Raw genomic sequence first — 17635 nt, 5'->3', positions numbered from 1 at the left:
GCCGCTGATTCCAGTGGCGCCTAATCCGCGTAATACCAGGCCTTGTCCGTAACCGTCCCTTGCAGCGGCACATCCCAGCTCGCCTGAGCCAATCGCTCGACTTTCTGGCATTCATGGGCCAGCCCCAACAACGTCGGCTTGCGCCAGTCATTGCGACGCGCCAGGTAGGCCAGGCTTCGATCATAGAAGCCGCCACCCATGCCCAGTCGTCCACCGACGTCGTCAAAACCCACCAGCGGAAGCAGTACCAGGTCCAGCGCCCAGATTTTGCGCTGGCGGGCGATGTTGGCTCGTGGTTCGAGGATTCGGAAGCGGTTGGGCTTGAGTTTTTCCCCAGGGCGAACTCGCTGGAAGGCCATTTTGGTTCGCGGCCAGGCGCTCAGCACCGGAAGGTAAGTGGCCTTGCCTCGGCGTTGGGCGGCACGCAACAGCAGGCGCGGGTCGATTTCACCGTCGGTGGGCAGGTAGAGCGAGATGTGTTTGGCGCGGCGAAACAATGGCTGTTGAGCCAATTGTCTATACAGCCCGCGAGCGGCCTGGCGCTGCTGACTGGGTGTCAGTGCGCGGCGGGCCTTGCGCAGCATGCGTCGAAGTTGCGGGCGGGGAAGCAGCGCAGGTTCGGTCATGGAATCGGGCTTCGGCAGGACGGATACGTAAATCGTACCCGTAAAAAAGCCGATGCCGGTATTTGAACCGGCATCGGACTGGAATCAGGCTCCCCGGATGGACCGCTGCTGACTTAGCCCTTGAACCCGAAAGTTCAAGGTGGAAGATGCAGTAGGCTTTAAGGCTTTCCGTCTAGCGGACATGCACACCAGCCCAACGTGCAACCTCCAGGGTAGTGCGAATCGGCTCAGGGACGTGGTCAACTGGCAAGCACCCCAGGGAGTGATGCGAGTATAACTCAAGCGATCGCGCGAATCAGCCTTTGGTGACGTCCGGATCGGTGGCGAGCACCAGATCGACACGATCGAGCAAGTCGCGAACCTGCTCGCGGGTCGAACCGCTTGCCTGTGCATCCGGGCGTTCTTCCTTGTGCAGCAGGTCATGCGTGATGTTCAGCGCAGCCATTACGGCGATGCGATCGGCGCCGATGACTTTGCCGCTGCTGCGGATCTCGCGCATCTTGCCGTCCAGGTAGCGGGCGGCGCTCACCAGATTGCTGCGTTCTTCCTGGGGGCAGATGATCGAATACTCTTTGTCGAGGATCTGCACGGTGACGCTATTGCTTGAACTCATGAGTCTTGCTCCAGGGCCTTGAGGCGCGAAATCATCGATTCGACCTTACGCCGGGCGATTTCGTTTTTTTCAATGAGGTGCGCGCGTTCCTCGCGCCAGGTCTTTTCCTGAGCTAGTAAGAGTCCGTTTTGGCTCTTAAGTTGCTCGACTCGGGTAATCAGCAACTCGAGTCTGGCCATCAGTGCTTGCAGATCGGTGTCTTCCATTGTCTTCACTGTCTGATGGGTGTTGGACTGCGTGAGCGAACGTGTTGGCGATGAACCTGAGAACGTTGCGGGGTGTCAGGTACCCAGCGTAATCGTTTGCGACCATCGCGAGCGTGCTCGCTCCTACGGGGTAGTCGATGTAGGATACAAGGCCTTCATTCTAGACATAGCGCCGTCTGGCGCCTAGCTGCCCATGACCATTCAGAATTCCCCGTACCAAGCCTTCGCCACCCTGCTGACTTCCAGCGGCCATAACGTCTCACCTGCCGAATTGCATGGACTGCTGCTCGGCCGCAGCTGCGCCGGCGCTGGTTTCGAGCCAGAAGGCTGGCTGATCGATGCGGCCGAACTGCTCGAAAACGAGCCGCAGGACAACGTTCGCAGCGCCTTGATCGGTTTGCAAGAGATGGTAAAGGGAGAGCTCACCGGCGATGACGTAACTGTCGTTTTGTTGCTGCCGACCGACGATGCGCCGCTCACGGAGCGTGCCGCCGCCCTGGGCCAATGGTGCCAGGGTTTCCTCAGTGGCTTCGGCCTGAACTGCCGTGACAGCAGCGCCCTGAGCACTGAGGCCACTGAGGTTCTGCAGGATCTGGCGGCCATTTCCCAGGTGCAAGACGCCCTGGAGGAGTCCGACGACGGTGAAAACGACTATATGGAAGTCATGGAGTACCTGCGCGTCGCGCCGCTGCTGTTGTTCTCCGAGACCAAAAAAGACGTACCGGCCGCTGCCAAACCGTCTTTGCATTAATCGTAAGAAAGGGAAAACCATCTGCCCATGATCCATATCCCGAAATCGGAATACAGCCGTCGCCGCAAGGCCTTGATGGCGCAGATGGAACCCAACAGCATCGCCATTCTGCCCGCCGCCGCAGTTGCCATCCGCAACCGCGATGTCGAGCACGTCTACCGCCAGGACAGTGATTTCCAATACCTCAGCGGTTTTCCCGAGCCTCAGGCTGTGCTGGTGTTAATGCCGGGGCGCGTGCATGGCGAATACATCCTGTTCTGCCGCGAACGCAACGCCGAACGCGAGTTGTGGGATGGTCTGCGTGCGGGGCAAGAGGGCGCTATTCGCGATTTCGGCGCTGACGACGCATTCCCTATCACCGATATCGACGACATCCTGCCGGGCCTGATCGAAGGTCGCGACCGGGTGTATTCGGCGATGGGCAGCAACCCCGAATTCGACCGTCACCTGATGGACTGGATCAACGTGATCCGCTCCAAGGCCAACCTCGGCGCCCAGCCACCGAACGAATACGTTGCCCTGGATCATCTGCTTCACGACATGCGCCTGTATAAATCGACGACAGAAGTGAAGGTGATGCGCGAGGCCGCGCGGATTTCCGCCCAAGCGCACATTCGGGCCATGCAGGCTTGCCGCGCCGGGCTGCACGAATTCAGTCTGGAAGCGGAGCTTGATTACGAATTCCGCAAGGGCGGAGCGAAAATGCCGGCCTATGGTTCGATCGTCGCGGCGGGACGCAACAGCTGCATCCTGCATTACCAGCAGAATGATGCGGTGCTCAAGGACGGTGACCTGGTGTTGATCGACGCCGGTTGCGAGATCGATTGCTACGCCAGTGATATCACCCGCACCTTTCCTGTCAGCGGCAAGTATTCAGCGGAACAGAAAGCGATTTACGAGTTGGTACTGGCTTCCCAGGAAGCGGCCTTCGCCGAAATCGCACCGAACAAGCACTGGAATCAGGCGCACGAAGCGACGGTCCGGGTCATCACGGCCGGTCTGGTCAAACTCGGCCTGCTTGAGGGTGACATCGACGAGTTGATCGCCAGCGAAGCCTACAAGGCCTTTTACATGCACCGGGCCGGGCATTGGCTGGGGATGGACGTGCATGATGTCGGCGAATACAAGGTCGGTGGCGAATGGCGCGTTCTGGAAGTCGGCATGGCGCTGACCGTGGAGCCGGGCATTTACATTGCTACGGACAATCAGAAAGTCGCAAAAAAATGGCGTGGCATTGGCGTGCGCATCGAGGACGACGTAGTGGTCACTAAAACCGGCTGTGAAATCTTGACCCGTGGCGTGCCGAAAACGGTTGCCGAGATCGAGGCCCTGATGGCTCAAGCGCGGACGCAAGCCGCATGAGTCGAGTCAATCTGGCAATTATCGGTGGCGGTCTGGTCGGTGCGAGCCTGGCGTTGGCTTTACAGGCCGGGGCCAAGGCCCGGGGCTGGAAGATCGTGCTGATCGAACCGTTTGCCCCTGGCGACACGTATCAACCGAGTTACGACGCCCGTTCTTCGGCGTTGTCCTTCGGTTCTCGGCAGATTTACCAGCGGTTGGGCATCTGGCAGGAAATTTCCCGTCGCGCCGAACCGATCAAGCAGATTCATGTGTCCGACCGTGGCCGTTTTTCCACTGCGCGGCTGTCGGCCATGGAAGAGGGCGTTCCCGCGCTGGGTTATGTGGTTGAAAACGCTTGGCTGGGCCAATGCCTGTGGCAAGGCCTGGACAAGGATGTGATCAGCTGGCGTTGCCCGGCGGAAGTTACGCGCATGGAGCCGCTGACCGATGGCTATCGCCTGACCCTCAACGATGAAACCACTCTGGAGTGCGACCTCGCGGTGCTCGCCGATGGCGGTCGTTCCGGTCTGCGCGAGCAACTGGGGATCGGCATCAAGAAGCGCCCGTACAACCAGAGCGCGCTGATTGCCAACATCACCCCGAGCGAATCCCACAACGGCATGGCGTTCGAGCGCTTCACCGATGACGGTCCAATGGCATTGCTGCCGCTGCCGGACAATCGCTGTGCGCTGGTCTGGACCCGTCTGGGGATGGACGCGCAACGGCTCGCGGCCCTCGATGAACGCAGTTTTCTCAGCGAGTTGCAGGGCGTGTTCGGCTATCGCCTCGGCACGTTGAAACAGGTCGGAGCGCGGCATCTGTATCCGTTGACGCTGGTGGAGGCCGAGGAGCAGGTGCGTGCGCATCTGGCCGTGCTCGGCAACGCCGCTCACAGCCTGCACCCGATTGCCGGCCAGGGTTTCAACCTGTCCCTGCGTGATGCTCAGGCGTTGGCCGATGCCTTGCTCGCCAGTGAAAAACCACTGGGCGATTTCGCCACGTTGCAGGCGTACCGCGAACATCAGCGCCTCGATCAGGACCTCACCGTGGGCTTCTCCGATCAGGTCACGCGGCTGTTCGGCAGCACCCAGCCGCTGGTGTCCCTGGGGCGCAACATTGGCTTGCTCGGTCTCGACCTGCTGCCCCCGGCCAAGCGCTGGTTCGCTCGCCAGGCCATGGGTTTGGGTACTCGTCCTGATGCTTAAGTGGCTGACTCGCAAAATCGGCAAGGCGCGATTGATGCGCCGCTTCATGAGCTTCTATCCGCCATACCTGGGCGCGGGCGTGCGGGTGCAACACATCAGCGATGACTTCCGGGATGTCCGGGTGAGCATGGGCCTGACCTGGTACAACCGCAATTACGTCGGTACCCAGTTCGGGGGCAGCCTGTACTCGATGGTCGATCCGTTTTTCATGTTGATGCTGATGGAAAACCTCGGACGCCAATACATCGTCTGGGACAAAGCCGCCGACATCGATTTCATCTCGCCGGGCAAAGGTCCGGTCTTCGCCCGCTTCACCATCGACGACACCTTGCTCGATGAGATCCGCCGGCAGACGGCCAATGGCGAAAAATACCTGCCGCAATTGCAAGTCGATATTCACGACGGCGCTGGCCACCTCGTGGCCCGGGTCGGGAAAACCCTTTACGTGCGGCTCAAGCCGCAAGAGAGACAGGCTTAAAGCATGGAAATGCGCGCAGATCTGGTGATTGTCGGGGCAGGAATGGTTGGTAGCGCCCTGGCGCTGGCGTTGCAGGACAGCGGGCTGGAAGTGCTGCTGCTGGACGGCAGCCCGTTGAGCGTCAAGCGCTTCGACGACCAGGCGCCGTTTGAACCGCGGGTGAGCGCCTTGTCGGCGGCAAGCCAGCGGATTCTCGAGCGCCTGGGCGTATGGGACGGTATCGTCAAACGCCGCAGTGCCCCTTACACCGACATGCACGTCTGGGACGGCAGCGGCACCGGGCAGATCCACTTCTCGGCCGCCAGCGTGCATGCCGACGTGCTGGGGCATATCGTCGAGAACCGCGTTGTTCAGGATGCCTTGCTTGATCGATTGCACGATGGCGACCTGGGGATGCTGGCCAACGCGCGCCTGGAGCAGATGCGCCGCTCCGGTGACGACTGGCTGCTGACCCTGGCCGATGGCCGCACCTTGCGCGCGCCGCTGGTGATCGCGGCGGACGGCGCCAATTCGGCGGTGCGACGCCTGACCGGTGTCGCGACGCGCGAGTGGGATTACCTGCACCACGCGATCGTCACCAGTGTGCGTTGCTCGAAACCTCATCAAATGACGGCCTGGCAGCGATTTACCGACGACGGTCCTTTGGCCTTCCTGCCGCTGGGGCGGGATGGTCAACAGGATTGGTGTTCAATTGTCTGGTCGACCACGCCAGGCGAGGCTGATCGCCTGATGGCAATGGACGACGAGGGGTTCTGCAAGGCGCTTGAGCGGGCCTTCGAAGGGCGGCTCGGTGAAGTCCTCAGTGCCGATCCACGATTGTGTGTGCCGCTGCGTCAACGCCATGCCAAGCGCTATGTGGCTGAAGGCCTGGCGTTGATCGGCGATGCGGCCCACACCATTCACCCACTGGCCGGGCAAGGTGTGAACCTTGGATTTCTCGATGCTGCGGTGTTGGCTGAAGTGCTGTTGCAAGCCGCTGCCAGAGGCGAGCGGCTTGCGGATGTAAAGGTGCTCAGCCGGTTTGAGCGTCGTCGCATGCCGCACAACCTGGCGTTGATGGCCGCGATGGAAGGCTTCGAGCGGTTGTTCCAGGCCGATCCGCTGCCGGTGCGCTGGTTGCGCAATACCGGGTTGAAGATGGTTGACCAGATGCCCGAGGCCAAGGCGTTGTTTGTGCGTGAGGCGTTAGGGCTGATCGGCGATTTGCCAGCGCTCGCCAAAGCCTGAGGTTCCCCTACAGCGAGTGCGGTGGGATTTGCGGTTGTGCAACATCTGGTAACTCCTCCGCAAACTGTTCGATTGAGAAGGGAAATGTGAGTCCTTATCATTTGGCCTCATTTTTTCAATCGAGAGACCGCTCCCATGTTGGCACCGAAGCGTCTACTGACCGCAATCGCCCTGACCCTGATCGGCAGCACCGCCGCTCAGGCTGCTGACGAGGTGGTGGTCTATTCCTCGCGGATCGACGAGCTGATCAAGCCAGTCTTCGATGCCTACACCGCCAAGACCGGTGTAAAGGTGAAGTTCATCACCGACAAGGAAGCGCCGCTGATGCAGCGCATCAAGGCCGAGGGCGAGAATGCCACGGCCGACCTGCTGCTGACCGTCGATGCCGGTAACCTCTGGCAGGCCGAGCAGATGGGCATCCTCCAGCCGTTCACCTCGAAGACCATCGACACCAACATACCGCTGCAATATCGCGCCGCTTCCCACGCCTGGACCGGTTTGAGCCTGCGGGCACGGACCATCGCCTATTCCACTGACCGCGTGAAACCGGGCGAACTGACCACCTACGAAGCGCTGGCCGACAAAAACTGGGAAGGTCGCTTGTGCCTGCGCACGGCGAAGAAGGTCTACAACCAGTCCCTGACCGCTACCATGATCGAAGTGCACGGCGCCGAGAAGACCGAGAAAATTCTCAAGGGTTGGGTCAACAACCTGTCGACCGACGTGTTCTCCGACGACGTCGCGGTACTGGAGGCGATCAATGCCGGTCAGTGCGACGTCGGCATCGTCAACACCTACTACTACGGCCGCCTGCACAAGCAGAAACCGGACCTGCCGGTAAAACTGTTCTGGCCAAACCAGGCCGACCGGGGCGTGCACGTCAACTTGTCGGGTATCGGCCTGACCAAGTACGCCCCGCACCCGGAAGCGGCCAAGGCGCTGGTGGAGTGGATGACTACGCCTGAGGCGCAGAAAATCTTCGCCGATGTGAACCAGGAGTTCCCGGCCAACCCGGCTGTGCAGCCATCGGCTGAAGTCGCGGCCTGGGGCAAGTTCATTGCCGATACCTTGCCTGTGGAAATCGCCGGCAAGCGCCAAGCCGAAGCGATTCGCCTGATGGATCGCGCTGGCTGGAACTGAGTCGCCCGTTATACTGCGCCCCGCCTATGCGGGGCGTTTTGTTTGTGCGCCCCGCGTTTTGCTCCTGTAGGAGCCGGCTTGCTGGCGAAGGCGTTCTTGCGTGTTGCAGCGATCTTTCGGCCGTCTTCGCTGGCAAGCCAGCTCCTACAAAATCTATCCACTTCCAATTCTGACCATTTCATCGTTTAGAGAGCTTTGTCCTTGGCCCACCCCGCCCAACGCCGCTGGTATCCCCTGGTCTTCGCCATCGCTGCGTTGGTTCTGCTGCCCCTGAGCGTGCTGCTGCTGTCCTGGCAAACCATCGATCAACAGATCTGGTCCCACCTCTGGGACACGCAGATGCCACGGTTGTTGGGCAATACGCTGACGCTGGTGTTGGGCGTCGGTGTGGGTGTGACGCTTCTAGGCGTGAGCCTTGCCTGGCTGACCAGCCTTTGCGAGTTCCCCGGTCGACGCTGGCTTGATTGGGCGTTGATGCTGCCGTTCGCCATTCCTGCCTACGTGCTGGCCTTCGTCTTCGTCGGCCTGCTGGATTTCGCCGGGCCGGTGCAGTCTCTGCTGCGCGAATGGTTTGGTACTGGGCTGCGTCTGCCACGTGTGCGCTCCACGGGCGGCGTAATTGTCGTGCTCGTGCTGGTGTTCTATCCCTACGTATATCTGCTGGCGCGCACCGCGTTCCTCGCCCAAGGCAAAGGCCTGATGGAAGCGGCGCGGGTCCTGGGACAGTCGCCGTGGCAGGCGTTCTGGCGTGTGGCATTGCCGATGGCGCGGCCGGCCATTGGCGCGGGTGTTGCGTTGGCGCTGATGGAAACCCTGGCGGACTTCGGGGCTGTGTCGGTGTTCAACTTCGACACCTTCACCACGGCTATCTACAAGACCTGGTACGGATTTTTCAGCCTGTCCTCTGCCGCGCAATTGGCCAGCTTGTTGCTCCTGGTGGTGATGGTCGTGCTGTACGGCGAACGCCGTGCTCGCGGAGCCAACCGGGCGAGCAACGAGCGTCCACGGGTCAAGGCGTTGTATCACTTGCGAGGATTCAAGGCGCTGGCGGCCATGACCTGGTGCGCACTGGTGTTTGCCTGCGCCTTCGTCATTCCGATGCTGCAACTGGTTGTCTGGTTCTGGCAGCGCGGGCGCCTGGATCTTGATGAGCGTTACACCGGGTTGATCGTGCACACCTTGTATCTGGGAGCGATGGCCGCGTTGATTACCGTGAGCGTCGCCCTGGTTCTTGCGTTTGCCCGGCGCCTGGCACCGACCCGAGGGATCCGGGCGGGGGTCAGCCTGGCTAATCTGGGGTACGCCTTGCCCGGCTCGGTGCTGGCTGTCTCGATCATGCTGGCGTTCAGTTACCTGGATCGTGAGCTGGTGGTTCCGCTCTCCGGTTGGCTTGGCGCAGCCGGCAAGCCGTTGCTGCTCGGCAGCCTGGCGGCGCTATTGCTGGCGTATCTGGTGCGTTTTATCGCCGTGGCATACGGACCGCTTGAAAGCAGTCTGGCGCGTATACGGCCCTCTTTGCCCGAAGCGGCACGTAGTCTTGGTGTTAGTGGGCCGCGACTGTTTTTCAAAGTGTATCTGCCGTTGTTGCTACCCGGCACCTTGAGCGCAGCCTTGCTGGTTTTTGTCGATGTACTCAAGGAAATGCCCGCGACCTTGCTGATGCGTCCGTTTGGCTGGGACACGCTGGCTGTGCGGATCTTTGAAATGACCAGCGAAGGCGAGTGGGCGAGGGCGTCTTTGCCGGCGCTGACACTGGTGTTGGTAGGCTTGTTACCGGTCATCGGATTGATCCGACGTTCGGCGCATCGAAACACCTAGGTGCCAGTCCTACACCTTGCGGCTACAATGCGCGGCATTCGGTGCGGTCCGTCTGACAGACCAGGTAGCTGAAATCGGCTGAAAGCCTTTTTTTCAAGGTATTCAAGCCGCAGCACTTGTCCGCACCTTCGCCACGCCCGGAAGGAGAAACCCATGGGACAGCGTACGCCTCTGTATGACCTTCATCTCGCCCTCGGCGCGAAGATGGTCGATTTTGGCGGTTGGGACATGCCTCTGCATTATGGATCGCAGGTCGAGGAGCACCATCAGGTGCGCCGCGATTGCGGTGTCTTCGATGTATCCCACATGACCGTGATCGATGTCGGCGGCCTCCAGGCCAAAGCCTGGCTTCAGCATTTGCTGGCCAATGATGTCGAGCGCCTGCACAGCCCTGGCCGTGCGTTGTACAGCGCCATGCTCAACGAGCAGGGCGGTATCGTCGACGACATGATCGTCTATCGCCTCGACGAGGGTTATCGCCTGGTGGTCAATGCGTCCACTCGCGATCAGGACATGGCGTGGATATCATCCCATCGCGACGGCTTTGATGTGCAGCTGAGCGAGCGCTCCGAAATGGCGATGCTGGCCATTCAAGGCCCCCACGCCCGCCAGAAAATTGCGGAACTGGTGAGCCAGTCCCGCAGCAACCTGATCCAGCTACTCAAGCCTTTCGAAGGGCAGCCCGACGGGGACTGGTTTATCGCTCGCACCGGTTATACCGGTGAGGATGGGCTGGAAATCATTCTTCCCGCCGATCAGGCGCCGGGATTTTTCAACGACCTGGTTGGTGCCGGAATCTCTCCGATAGGCCTCGGTGCCCGGGATACCTTGCGCGTCGAGGCCGGCATGAACCTCTACGGTCAAGACATTCAACAAGACGTTTCGCCTTTGGCCTCCAACATGGCCTGGAGCATCGCCTGGGAACCGGCCTCGCGCCAGTTCATCGGCCGCTCGGCACTGGAAGCGGAAAAGGCTGCCGGGATCCAGCACAAACTGGTAGGGCTGGTCCTTGAAGAACGCGGAGTTTTGCGCGCTCATCAGGTGGTCCGCATAGCCGATGTTGGCGAAGGGGAGATCACCAGTGGTAGTTTCTCTCCTACGCTTAGCAAGTCGATTGCACTGGCGCGCGTGCCGATGGCAACAGCCGACCGCGCCGAAGTGGAAATCCGTGGCAAGTGGTACCCGGTCCGAGTGGTCAAACCGACCTTCGTTCGCCACGGCAAAACCTTGATCTAATCTTTTCCAGCGGTTAACGACCGCTGACATTTCCTGAGGACACAGAACATGAGCGATATCCCTGCCGACCTGCGTTTTGCCGAAAGTCACGAATGGGCACGTCTGGAAGCCGATGGCACCGTCACCGTGGGCATCAGCGATCACGCGCAGGAAGCGCTGGGTGATGTGGTATTTGTTGAGTTGACCGAAGTCGGCAACGTATTTGCTGCTCAAGATCAGGCGGGTGTCGTTGAATCGGTTAAAGCCGCTTCCGACATCTACTCGCCGATTGCCGGTGAAGTGATCGCAGTCAACGAAGAGCTGGGCGCCAACCCGGAATTGCTCAACTCCGACCCGTACGGAGCGTGGATCTTCAAGATCAAGCCAAGCAATGCCACTGATCTGGACAAGCTGCTCGATGCCGCCGGTTACCAGGCCGCCATCGGCGAATAAGCTTAAGCGTCACCCCAAAGCCCCGACCCGTCGGGGCTTTTTGTTGTCTGGCGATTTTCCCTTGTAGGAGCGAGCTTGCTCGCGATGGATCGTTAACGAAAACGCTACAACCCAGGCCCCCCGCGGCGCGCTCGCTGTCATCGCGAGCAAGCTCGCTCCTACAAGGGTGGCTGCTATGCTGGTTTGACCGTATTGCATCGACGTTGAGCGCCAGTCAAGAGAGAGCCCGTCATGTCCCAGTTGCCGTCCCTGAGCCAGTTACGCGATCCCAATGCCTTTCTCCGCCGCCACCTGGGGCCTGATGCCGCCGAGCAGCAGGCGATGCTCGACAGTCTCGGCCTTGGCAGCCGGGTTGAGCTGATCGAGCAAACAGTGCCGCCTGGCATCCGCCTGAACCGTGCGCTGGACCTGCCCCCGGCACTCGACGAAGAAGCCGCACTGGCCAAGTTGCGCGGTTACGCCGAACAGAACCAGGTCTGGACCAGCCTGATCGGGATGGGCTACCACGGCACCCTCACACCGGCTGTCATCTTGCGCAACGTGCTGGAAAATCCCGGCTGGTACACCGCGTACACGCCCTATCAGCCGGAGATTGCCCAGGGGCGACTCGAAGCATTGTTGAATTTCCAGCAACTGACCATCGATCTCACCGGCCTGGAACTGGCCAACGCGTCGTTGCTGGATGAAGCCACTGCGGCGGCGGAAGCCATGGCCTTGGCCAAGCGGGTCGCCAAGTCGAAAAGCAATGTGTTCTTCGTCGATGAGAACTGTCATCCGCAGACCATTTCCGTGGTGCAGACCCGCGCCGAAGGGTTCGGATTCGAGCTGGTCGTCGACGCTGTGGATAACTTGAAACAGCACCAGGTGTTCGGCGCGCTGATGCAGTACCCAGATACCCACGGCGAGATCCGCGATCTGCGACCCTTGATCGATCACCTGCATGCCCAGCAAGCGATTGCCTGTGTCGCCACGGATCTGTTGAGTCTGCTGCTGCTGACGCCTCCCGGGGAATTGGGTGCGGATGTGGTTTTCGGTTCCTCCCAGCGTTTCGGCGTGCCAATGGGCTATGGCGGCCCCCATGCGGCCTTCTTTGCCAGTCGAGACGAATACAAACGAGCGATTCCGGGGCGGATCATTGGTGTTTCCAAGGATGCGCGCGGCAACATTGCCCTGCGCATGGCCCTGCAAACCCGCGAGCAACATATCCGTCGGGAAAAGGCCAACTCGAACATCTGTACTGCCCAGGTGTTGCTGGCCAATATCGCCAGTTTTTATGCGGTTTATCACGGCCCCGAAGGGCTCAAGCGCATCGCCCAGCGCGTCCATCGCCTGACCTGCATCCTCGCCGAAGGCCTGGCGCGAAACGGAATCAACCACGTCAATCAGCACTTTTTCGACACCCTGACCCTCGATGTCGGGGGAACCCAGACCGCTATCATCGAAAGTGCCCGGGCGGCGCAGATCAACCTGCGTATTCTCGGGCGCGGGCAACTGGGCCTGAGCCTGGATGAGACCTGCGATGAAACCACCGTCGCCAAACTGTTCGATGTTTTTCTCGGGGCCGATCACGGGCTCAGCATTGAGAGTCTCGATGCTGAAACCTTGCCGGGCGGCATTCCCGAAGGGCTGCTGCGAACTTCGCCTTATCTGCGCCACCCGGTGTTCAGCGCCCATCACAGCGAAACCGAGATGCTGCGTTACCTCAAGCAACTGGAAAACAAGGATCTGGCGCTCAACCAATCGATGATCCCGCTGGGCTCATGCACCATGAAGCTCAATGCCACCAGTGAGATGATCCCCATCACCTGGCCGCAGTTCGCCAACCTGCACCCGTTTGTGCCCAAAGAGCAGGCCGTGGGTTACACGTTGATGATCGAAGAACTGGAGCGCTGGCTGTGCGCGATTACCGGATTCGATGCCATTTGCATGCAGCCCAACTCGGGTGCGCAGGGTGAATACGCCGGGCTGCTGGCAATCCGCAAATACCACGAGAGTCGCCAACAGGGCGGTCGGGATATTTGCCTGATTCCATCATCGGCCCATGGCACCAATCCGGCGTCGGCACAAATGGCCGGTATGCGCGTGGTGATCGTCGAATGCGATGAGGCGGGTAACGTCGACCTCGACGATCTAAAGGGAAAAGCGGCAGCTGCCTCTGACAAGCTCGCCTGTCTGATGGCGACCTACCCATCGACCCACGGTGTGTACGAGGAAGGCATCAGCGAGATTTGCGAAGTGATCCACCAGCACGGCGGCCAGGTGTACATGGACGGCGCCAACCTCAATGCCCAGGTCGGTCTGGCGCGACCGGCGGACATCGGTGCCGATGTGTCGCACATGAACCTGCACAAAACGTTTTGCATTCCCCACGGCGGTGGCGGGCCAGGCATGGGGCCGATTGGTGTGCGCGCGCATCTGGCGCCGTTCGTGGCCAATCACCCGGTGGTGCCGATCGATGGGCCGCAACCGCAGAACGGTGCGGTCAGCGCTGCGCCTTGGGGCAGTGCGAGCATTTTGCCGATCAGCTGGATGTACATCGCCATGATGGGGCCGCAACTGGCGGATGCCAGCGAAGTGGCGATCCTCGCCGCGAATTACCTGGCGCGGCATTTGTCCGGCGCATTCCCGGTGCTCTACACCGGGCGCAACGAGCGTGTGGCCCACGAATGCATTCTCGATTTGCGACCGCTCAAGGCGCTGACCGGCATTACCGAAGAGGATGTGGCCAAGCGTTTGATGGACTACGGATTCCATGCGCCGACCATGTCGTTTCCGGTGCCGGGAACGCTAATGGTTGAACCGACCGAAAGTGAATCGAAGGCCGAACTGGATCGCTTTATCGGGGCGATGCTGAGTATTCGTGCGGAAATCAACGAGGTGCAAAACGGCAACTGGCCCGCCGAAGAAAATCCGTTGAAAGGGGCGCCGCATACCCTCGCCGATATCACCGGCATCTGGGAACGGCCGTACAGCGTCGAACAGGCAATCACCCCGGATGCACACACCAAGGCTCATAAATACTGGCCGGCGGTGAATCGGGTGGACAACGTGTACGGGGACCGGAACCTTTTTTGTGCGTGTGTGCCGGTGGATGATTACCGTTAGGCAAGATCAAAAGATCTTCCGAACGCGGCCCGAGCCTTCGCCAGCTCCTACGATTGAATGGCGATCTCCTGTAGGAGCTGCCGAAGGCTGCGATCTTTCAGACATAAAAATGCCGCTCATGTGAGCGGCATTTTTAGTCCGGCAGCGAAGCTTACTTCGCAGCAGCCACGGCATTCCTCGCCAGAATCGCGTTCGCCAGTTCCATGTCCGTGGCTTGCAGGCCCGGGTTTTCGGCGCGGACTTCTTGCATGGCGGCTTCCAGGTAAGGCCCGCGGATGCCGCCATCGCTGGCAACGAAGCTGCTGGCGTCATCCTGGGTTGCAACGACCAGCTTGTGATCCTTGGATGTCAGGTAAGACGAACCGGTGGTTGCGCCGGACGTCAGAACGTTACGCCAAAACGTATCGGCCATTGCCGAACCGACAGGCAGAGACAGCAGAGCGACGGTTGCAACAGCAAGTTTGAAACGCATGAAAAGGTGACTCCAATGGATAAAATCCGCCGTTGGATTGCCTTCCCCCCCATCGAGTTCAATCATCACCTTATCTAAAGTTGTTCGCTCTGGGGCGTCACCCGCAATACCTCTTCAACCGTGGTCAAACCGGCCGCGACTTTTTGCGCTCCCGACAGGCGCAGGCTGCGCATGCCTTCCTTGAACGCTTGCCGTCGCACGGCCAGCAGGTCGGCGTCGGGACGGATCAGCGCTTTCATGCCGTCGCTGAGCTGCATGATTTCGTAGACTCCGGCGCGGCCGTGATAGCCGGTATCGCGACACTCCGCACAACCCACGGCGCGTTGGGCATTGAGCGGCAATGGCGCTTGCCAGGGACGGGTCAGGGTTTGCCAGTCGTCGTCTCCCAGTTTTATCGGCGCCTTGCAGTGCGGGCACAGGGTTCGCACCAGACGCTGGGCCATGACACCGAGCACTGTGGCTTTGATCAGGTAATGCGGCACGCCGAGTTCAAGCAGGCGGCTGATGGCGCTGGGGGCGTCGTTGGTGTGCAGCGTCGACAGCACGAGGTGGCCGGTGAGCGCGGCCTGGATTGCCATTTCCGCCGTCTCCAGATCGCGGATTTCGCCGATCATGATGATGTCCGGGTCTTGCCGCATCAGCGCCCGCACGCCGGCAGCGAAGGTCAGGTCGATGTTGTGCTGGACCTGCATCTGGTTGAACGACGACTCCACCATTTCAATCGGGTCTTCGATGGTGCAGAGGTTGACCTCCGGCGTCGCCAGTTTTTTCAGCGTGGTGTAGAGGGTGGTGGTCTTGCCCGAACCGGTCGGGCCGGTGACCAGGATGATGCCGTTGGGCTGGCGGGTCATATCTTGCCAGCGGCGCAAGTCATCGGTGGAAAACCCAAGCTGATCGAAGTCCTTGAGCAGCACTTCGGGGTCGAAAATCCGCATGACCATTTTTTCGCCAAACGCCGTCGGAAGGGTCGACAGACGCAATTCGACCTCGCCGCCGACTGGCGTCTTGGTTTTCACTCGGCCGTCCTGGGGTTTGCGTTTTTCCGCAACGTTCATGCGCCCCAGACTCTTCAGGCGGCTGACAATCGCCATGGTGACCTGCGGCGGAAATTGATAGACATTGTGCAACACGCCGTCGATGCGAAACCGCACCGTGCCCTGTTCGCGCCGAGGCTCGATATGGATATCGCTGGCGCGTTGCTGGAATGCGTACTGGAACAGCCAGTCGACGATGTTGACGATGTGCGCGTCATTGGCGTCCGGCTCCTGATCGCTGGCGCCGAGGTTGAGCAACTGCTCGAAGTTGCCCAGGGCATTGACCTGCTGATCAGAGTTGTTCGCCCCGGTGACCGATCTGGCCAGCCTGAAGAACTCGACGCTGAAGCGCTGTATGTCCACCGGATTTGCTACTACGCGTTTGATCGGCAGCTTGAGCACGTGGGTCAGGTCAGCCTCCCAGCCGCTGACGTATGGTTGGGCGCTGGCCACTGTCACCGCGTCACGGTCGATGGCGACTACGAGAATCTTGTGGCGCTGGGCGAAGGCGTAGGACATCAGCGGGGTCACGGCCGCAACGTTGATTTTCAACGGGTCGATTCGAAGGTAGGGCTGACCGGCCTGCCGGGACAGCCACAGGGTGAGGTTTTCGAGGTCCAGGTGTTTGCCTGTCCGGCTCAGGTCGTCCAGATGTTGATCGGCGATAAATTCCAGCGGGTGCACCTGGTCATTGGCGGCGTGACGGCGTCGGGCATTGAGTGCGTGTTCGGCGCAGTCCTGGCTGACAAAACCCTGCGCGACCAGTTCACGCAGTACCTCGTTGAGATCCAGCCAGCGGTCCTGAGTGGCGAGTTGAACGGACATGCGGGCTCCTTTTGAACAAGTGCGCAAAGGATAGCCGGGGCGTTGCAGACTGTTGGGCCACTACTCGACGAAGCCGTGTCAGGGTTTTTCAGCCCGTGGCTTGAGTTGCTTCGGCCCACATGAAATCAGCCGTTTGCAGATCGACGGAGCAGACGCTGATCAGGTTCCTGAGTTTTTCCGCGATCACTTGAGCGCGGTGGAAGCTCAGTCCGTCCATGACGATGTCGATGAGCAGCAGGTCATCCTGGCGCTGTACGTTGACCTGTTCCGGTGTCAGAAACTGCAAGGCAAACAGGTTGAGCGCTCGACACAAAATATCCGGTTCGGCTTCGGCCAGCATTTGGTAACGCACGCGGCAGTGAGCATTGCTGACATGCCAGACATCGGCGCGAGTGGGCGGGGTGTTTACGGCTTCAAGAAATGGCATGGTTGGGCTCCAGAATCATTGGAGAAATATTTACATCCGAAGCCGGGTATTTCTTGTCTATGATGAGGCGTTTAGTGCGCTTGTTGAATAAAACAATTCGCTGATCATCAATTAAAAGGTTTATTTATGCCGATCGAACTGGACAGTTATGACCGCAAGATCCTCGTTTTGCTGCAAGAGGATGCTTCTCTGTCCAGTGCTCAGATCGCCGAGCAGGTTGGTCTGTCGCAGTCGCCGTGCTGGCGGCGGATTCAGCGGATGAAAGAGGAAGGGATCATCCGGGCCCAGGTGACCTTGCTCGACCGCAAGAAAATCGGTCTGAACACGCAGATCTTCGCCGAAGTAAAACTCAACGCCCACGGCCGCTCGAACTTCACTGAGTTCACCGAGGCGATTCGCGGCTTTCCGGAGGTGCTGGAGTGTTATGTGCTGATGGGGGCGGTGGATTTTTTGCTGCGCATTGTCACGGCGGACATCGAGGCGTACGAGCGATTCTTCTTCGAGAAACTGTCGATGGTGCCGGGGATTCAGGAAGTGAATTCGATTGTGGCGTTGTCGGAGATCAAGTCGACGACGAGTTTGCCGGTCTGAAATACTGAGGTAATTGTGCGGGCCCCATCGCCAGCAGGCTGGCTCCCACATTGGTTTTGTGTACGTCACAAATCCCCTGTGGGAGCCAGCCTGCTGGCGATGGCGGTA

At 60.1% G+C, this 17635-nt stretch carries 17 protein-coding genes and 1 other RNA gene; 11 read left to right on the top strand and 7 right to left on the bottom strand.

The annotated features are described in order from the left end of the window. Window positions 1-20 precede the first annotated feature (20 nt). The 4 genes from AD668_RS26070 to AD668_RS26060 all read right to left on the bottom strand — a co-directional run bounded on the left by AD668_RS26070 (window position 21) and on the right by AD668_RS26060 (window position 1445). Window positions 21-626 carry a 5-formyltetrahydrofolate cyclo-ligase gene (locus AD668_RS26070; protein ID WP_053163710.1) on the bottom strand — a complete coding sequence of 202 codons (606 nt, stop codon included), beginning with the start codon at window positions 624-626 and terminating at the stop codon, window positions 21-23. 86 nt (window positions 627-712) lie between these two features. After that, a non-coding RNA gene (ssrS, locus tag AD668_RS29230) (6S RNA) lies at window positions 713-891 on the bottom strand. A gap of 30 nt (window positions 892-921) precedes the next feature. After that, window positions 922-1239, bottom strand: coding sequence for a cell division protein ZapA (locus AD668_RS26065; protein ID WP_053163708.1), 318 nt, complete (start codon window positions 1237-1239; stop codon window positions 922-924). Continuing rightward, window positions 1236-1445: a TIGR02449 family protein gene (locus AD668_RS26060; protein WP_007982902.1), complete on the bottom strand. Its 210-nt coding sequence runs from the start codon at window positions 1443-1445 to the stop codon at window positions 1236-1238. Before AD668_RS26060 ends, AD668_RS26065 begins: the two co-directional genes overlap by 4 nt. Before the next feature lie 193 nt (window positions 1446-1638). Between AD668_RS26060 and AD668_RS26055 the strand changes: the two genes are divergently transcribed. The 10 genes from AD668_RS26055 to gcvP all read left to right on the top strand — a co-directional run bounded on the left by AD668_RS26055 (window position 1639) and on the right by gcvP (window position 14178). Then, window positions 1639-2196, top strand: a complete 558-nt coding sequence (locus tag AD668_RS26055) for a YecA family protein (RefSeq protein WP_053163706.1) — start codon at window positions 1639-1641, stop codon at window positions 2194-2196. A 27-nt stretch (window positions 2197-2223) separates the two neighbouring features. Next, window positions 2224-3558: a Xaa-Pro aminopeptidase gene (pepP, locus tag AD668_RS26050; protein WP_053163704.1), complete on the top strand. Its 1335-nt coding sequence runs from the start codon at window positions 2224-2226 to the stop codon at window positions 3556-3558. Beyond that, a complete protein-coding gene (ubiH, locus tag AD668_RS26045; RefSeq protein ID WP_053163702.1) occupies window positions 3555-4742 on the top strand; it encodes a 2-octaprenyl-6-methoxyphenyl hydroxylase in 1188 nt (395 codons plus the stop codon). The genes pepP and ubiH overlap by 4 nt, the downstream gene beginning before the upstream one ends. Next, window positions 4735-5220, top strand: coding sequence for a DUF4442 domain-containing protein (locus AD668_RS26040; RefSeq protein ID WP_053163700.1), 486 nt, complete (start codon window positions 4735-4737; stop codon window positions 5218-5220). The genes ubiH and AD668_RS26040 overlap by 8 nt, the downstream gene beginning before the upstream one ends. Before the next feature lie 9 nt (window positions 5221-5229). After that, a complete protein-coding gene (locus AD668_RS26035) occupies window positions 5230-6447 on the top strand; it encodes a 2-octaprenyl-3-methyl-6-methoxy-1,4-benzoquinol hydroxylase (RefSeq protein WP_172681866.1) in 1218 nt (405 codons plus the stop codon). Window positions 6448-6582: 135 nt separating this feature from the next. Continuing rightward, window positions 6583-7587 (top strand): extracellular solute-binding protein, encoded by a 1005-nt coding sequence (locus AD668_RS26030; RefSeq protein WP_053163697.1) that lies wholly within the window; start codon window positions 6583-6585, stop codon window positions 7585-7587. Between the two features lie 201 nt (window positions 7588-7788). Further along, window positions 7789-9405 (top strand): iron ABC transporter permease, encoded by a 1617-nt coding sequence (locus tag AD668_RS26025; RefSeq protein WP_053163694.1) that lies wholly within the window; start codon window positions 7789-7791, stop codon window positions 9403-9405. Window positions 9406-9558: 153 nt separating this feature from the next. Then, complete coding sequence (gene gcvT, locus AD668_RS26020; RefSeq protein WP_053163692.1) at window positions 9559-10641, top strand: glycine cleavage system aminomethyltransferase GcvT; 1083 nt, start codon at window positions 9559-9561, stop codon at window positions 10639-10641. Window positions 10642-10689: 48 nt separating this feature from the next. Beyond that, window positions 10690-11073, top strand: coding sequence for a glycine cleavage system protein GcvH (gcvH, locus tag AD668_RS26015; protein ID WP_053163690.1), 384 nt, complete (start codon window positions 10690-10692; stop codon window positions 11071-11073). A gap of 231 nt (window positions 11074-11304) precedes the next feature. After that, a complete protein-coding gene (gene gcvP, locus AD668_RS26010) occupies window positions 11305-14178 on the top strand; it encodes an aminomethyl-transferring glycine dehydrogenase (RefSeq protein ID WP_053163688.1) in 2874 nt (957 codons plus the stop codon). 151 nt (window positions 14179-14329) lie between these two features. Here the strand turns inward: gcvP and AD668_RS26005 are convergent, their stop codons facing one another. The 3 genes from AD668_RS26005 to AD668_RS25995 all read right to left on the bottom strand — a co-directional run bounded on the left by AD668_RS26005 (window position 14330) and on the right by AD668_RS25995 (window position 16936). Further along, entirely contained in the window at window positions 14330-14650 is a 321-nt protein-coding gene (locus AD668_RS26005; protein WP_053163686.1) for a DUF2388 domain-containing protein, read from the bottom strand. Window positions 14651-14724: 74 nt separating this feature from the next. Beyond that, window positions 14725-16509, bottom strand: coding sequence for a GspE/PulE family protein (locus AD668_RS26000; RefSeq protein WP_053163684.1), 1785 nt, complete (start codon window positions 16507-16509; stop codon window positions 14725-14727). Window positions 16510-16597: 88 nt separating this feature from the next. Further along, window positions 16598-16936: a hypothetical protein gene (locus AD668_RS25995; RefSeq protein ID WP_053163679.1), complete on the bottom strand. Its 339-nt coding sequence runs from the start codon at window positions 16934-16936 to the stop codon at window positions 16598-16600. Window positions 16937-17062: 126 nt separating this feature from the next. Here AD668_RS25995 and AD668_RS25990 point away from each other — a divergent pair, with 126 nt between their 5' ends. Beyond that, window positions 17063-17527 (top strand): Lrp/AsnC family transcriptional regulator, encoded by a 465-nt coding sequence (locus AD668_RS25990; RefSeq protein ID WP_053163676.1) that lies wholly within the window; start codon window positions 17063-17065, stop codon window positions 17525-17527. The last annotated feature ends 108 nt before the right edge of the window (window positions 17528-17635 follow it).

It is taken from the genome of Pseudomonas sp. P1.8, from assembly GCF_001269805.1.
In the GTDB taxonomy this organism is placed as follows: domain Bacteria; phylum Pseudomonadota; class Gammaproteobacteria; order Pseudomonadales; family Pseudomonadaceae; genus Aquipseudomonas.
Note: the sequence above shows the minus strand (reverse complement) of the source record. Positions and strands in the feature narration are given on the sequence as shown.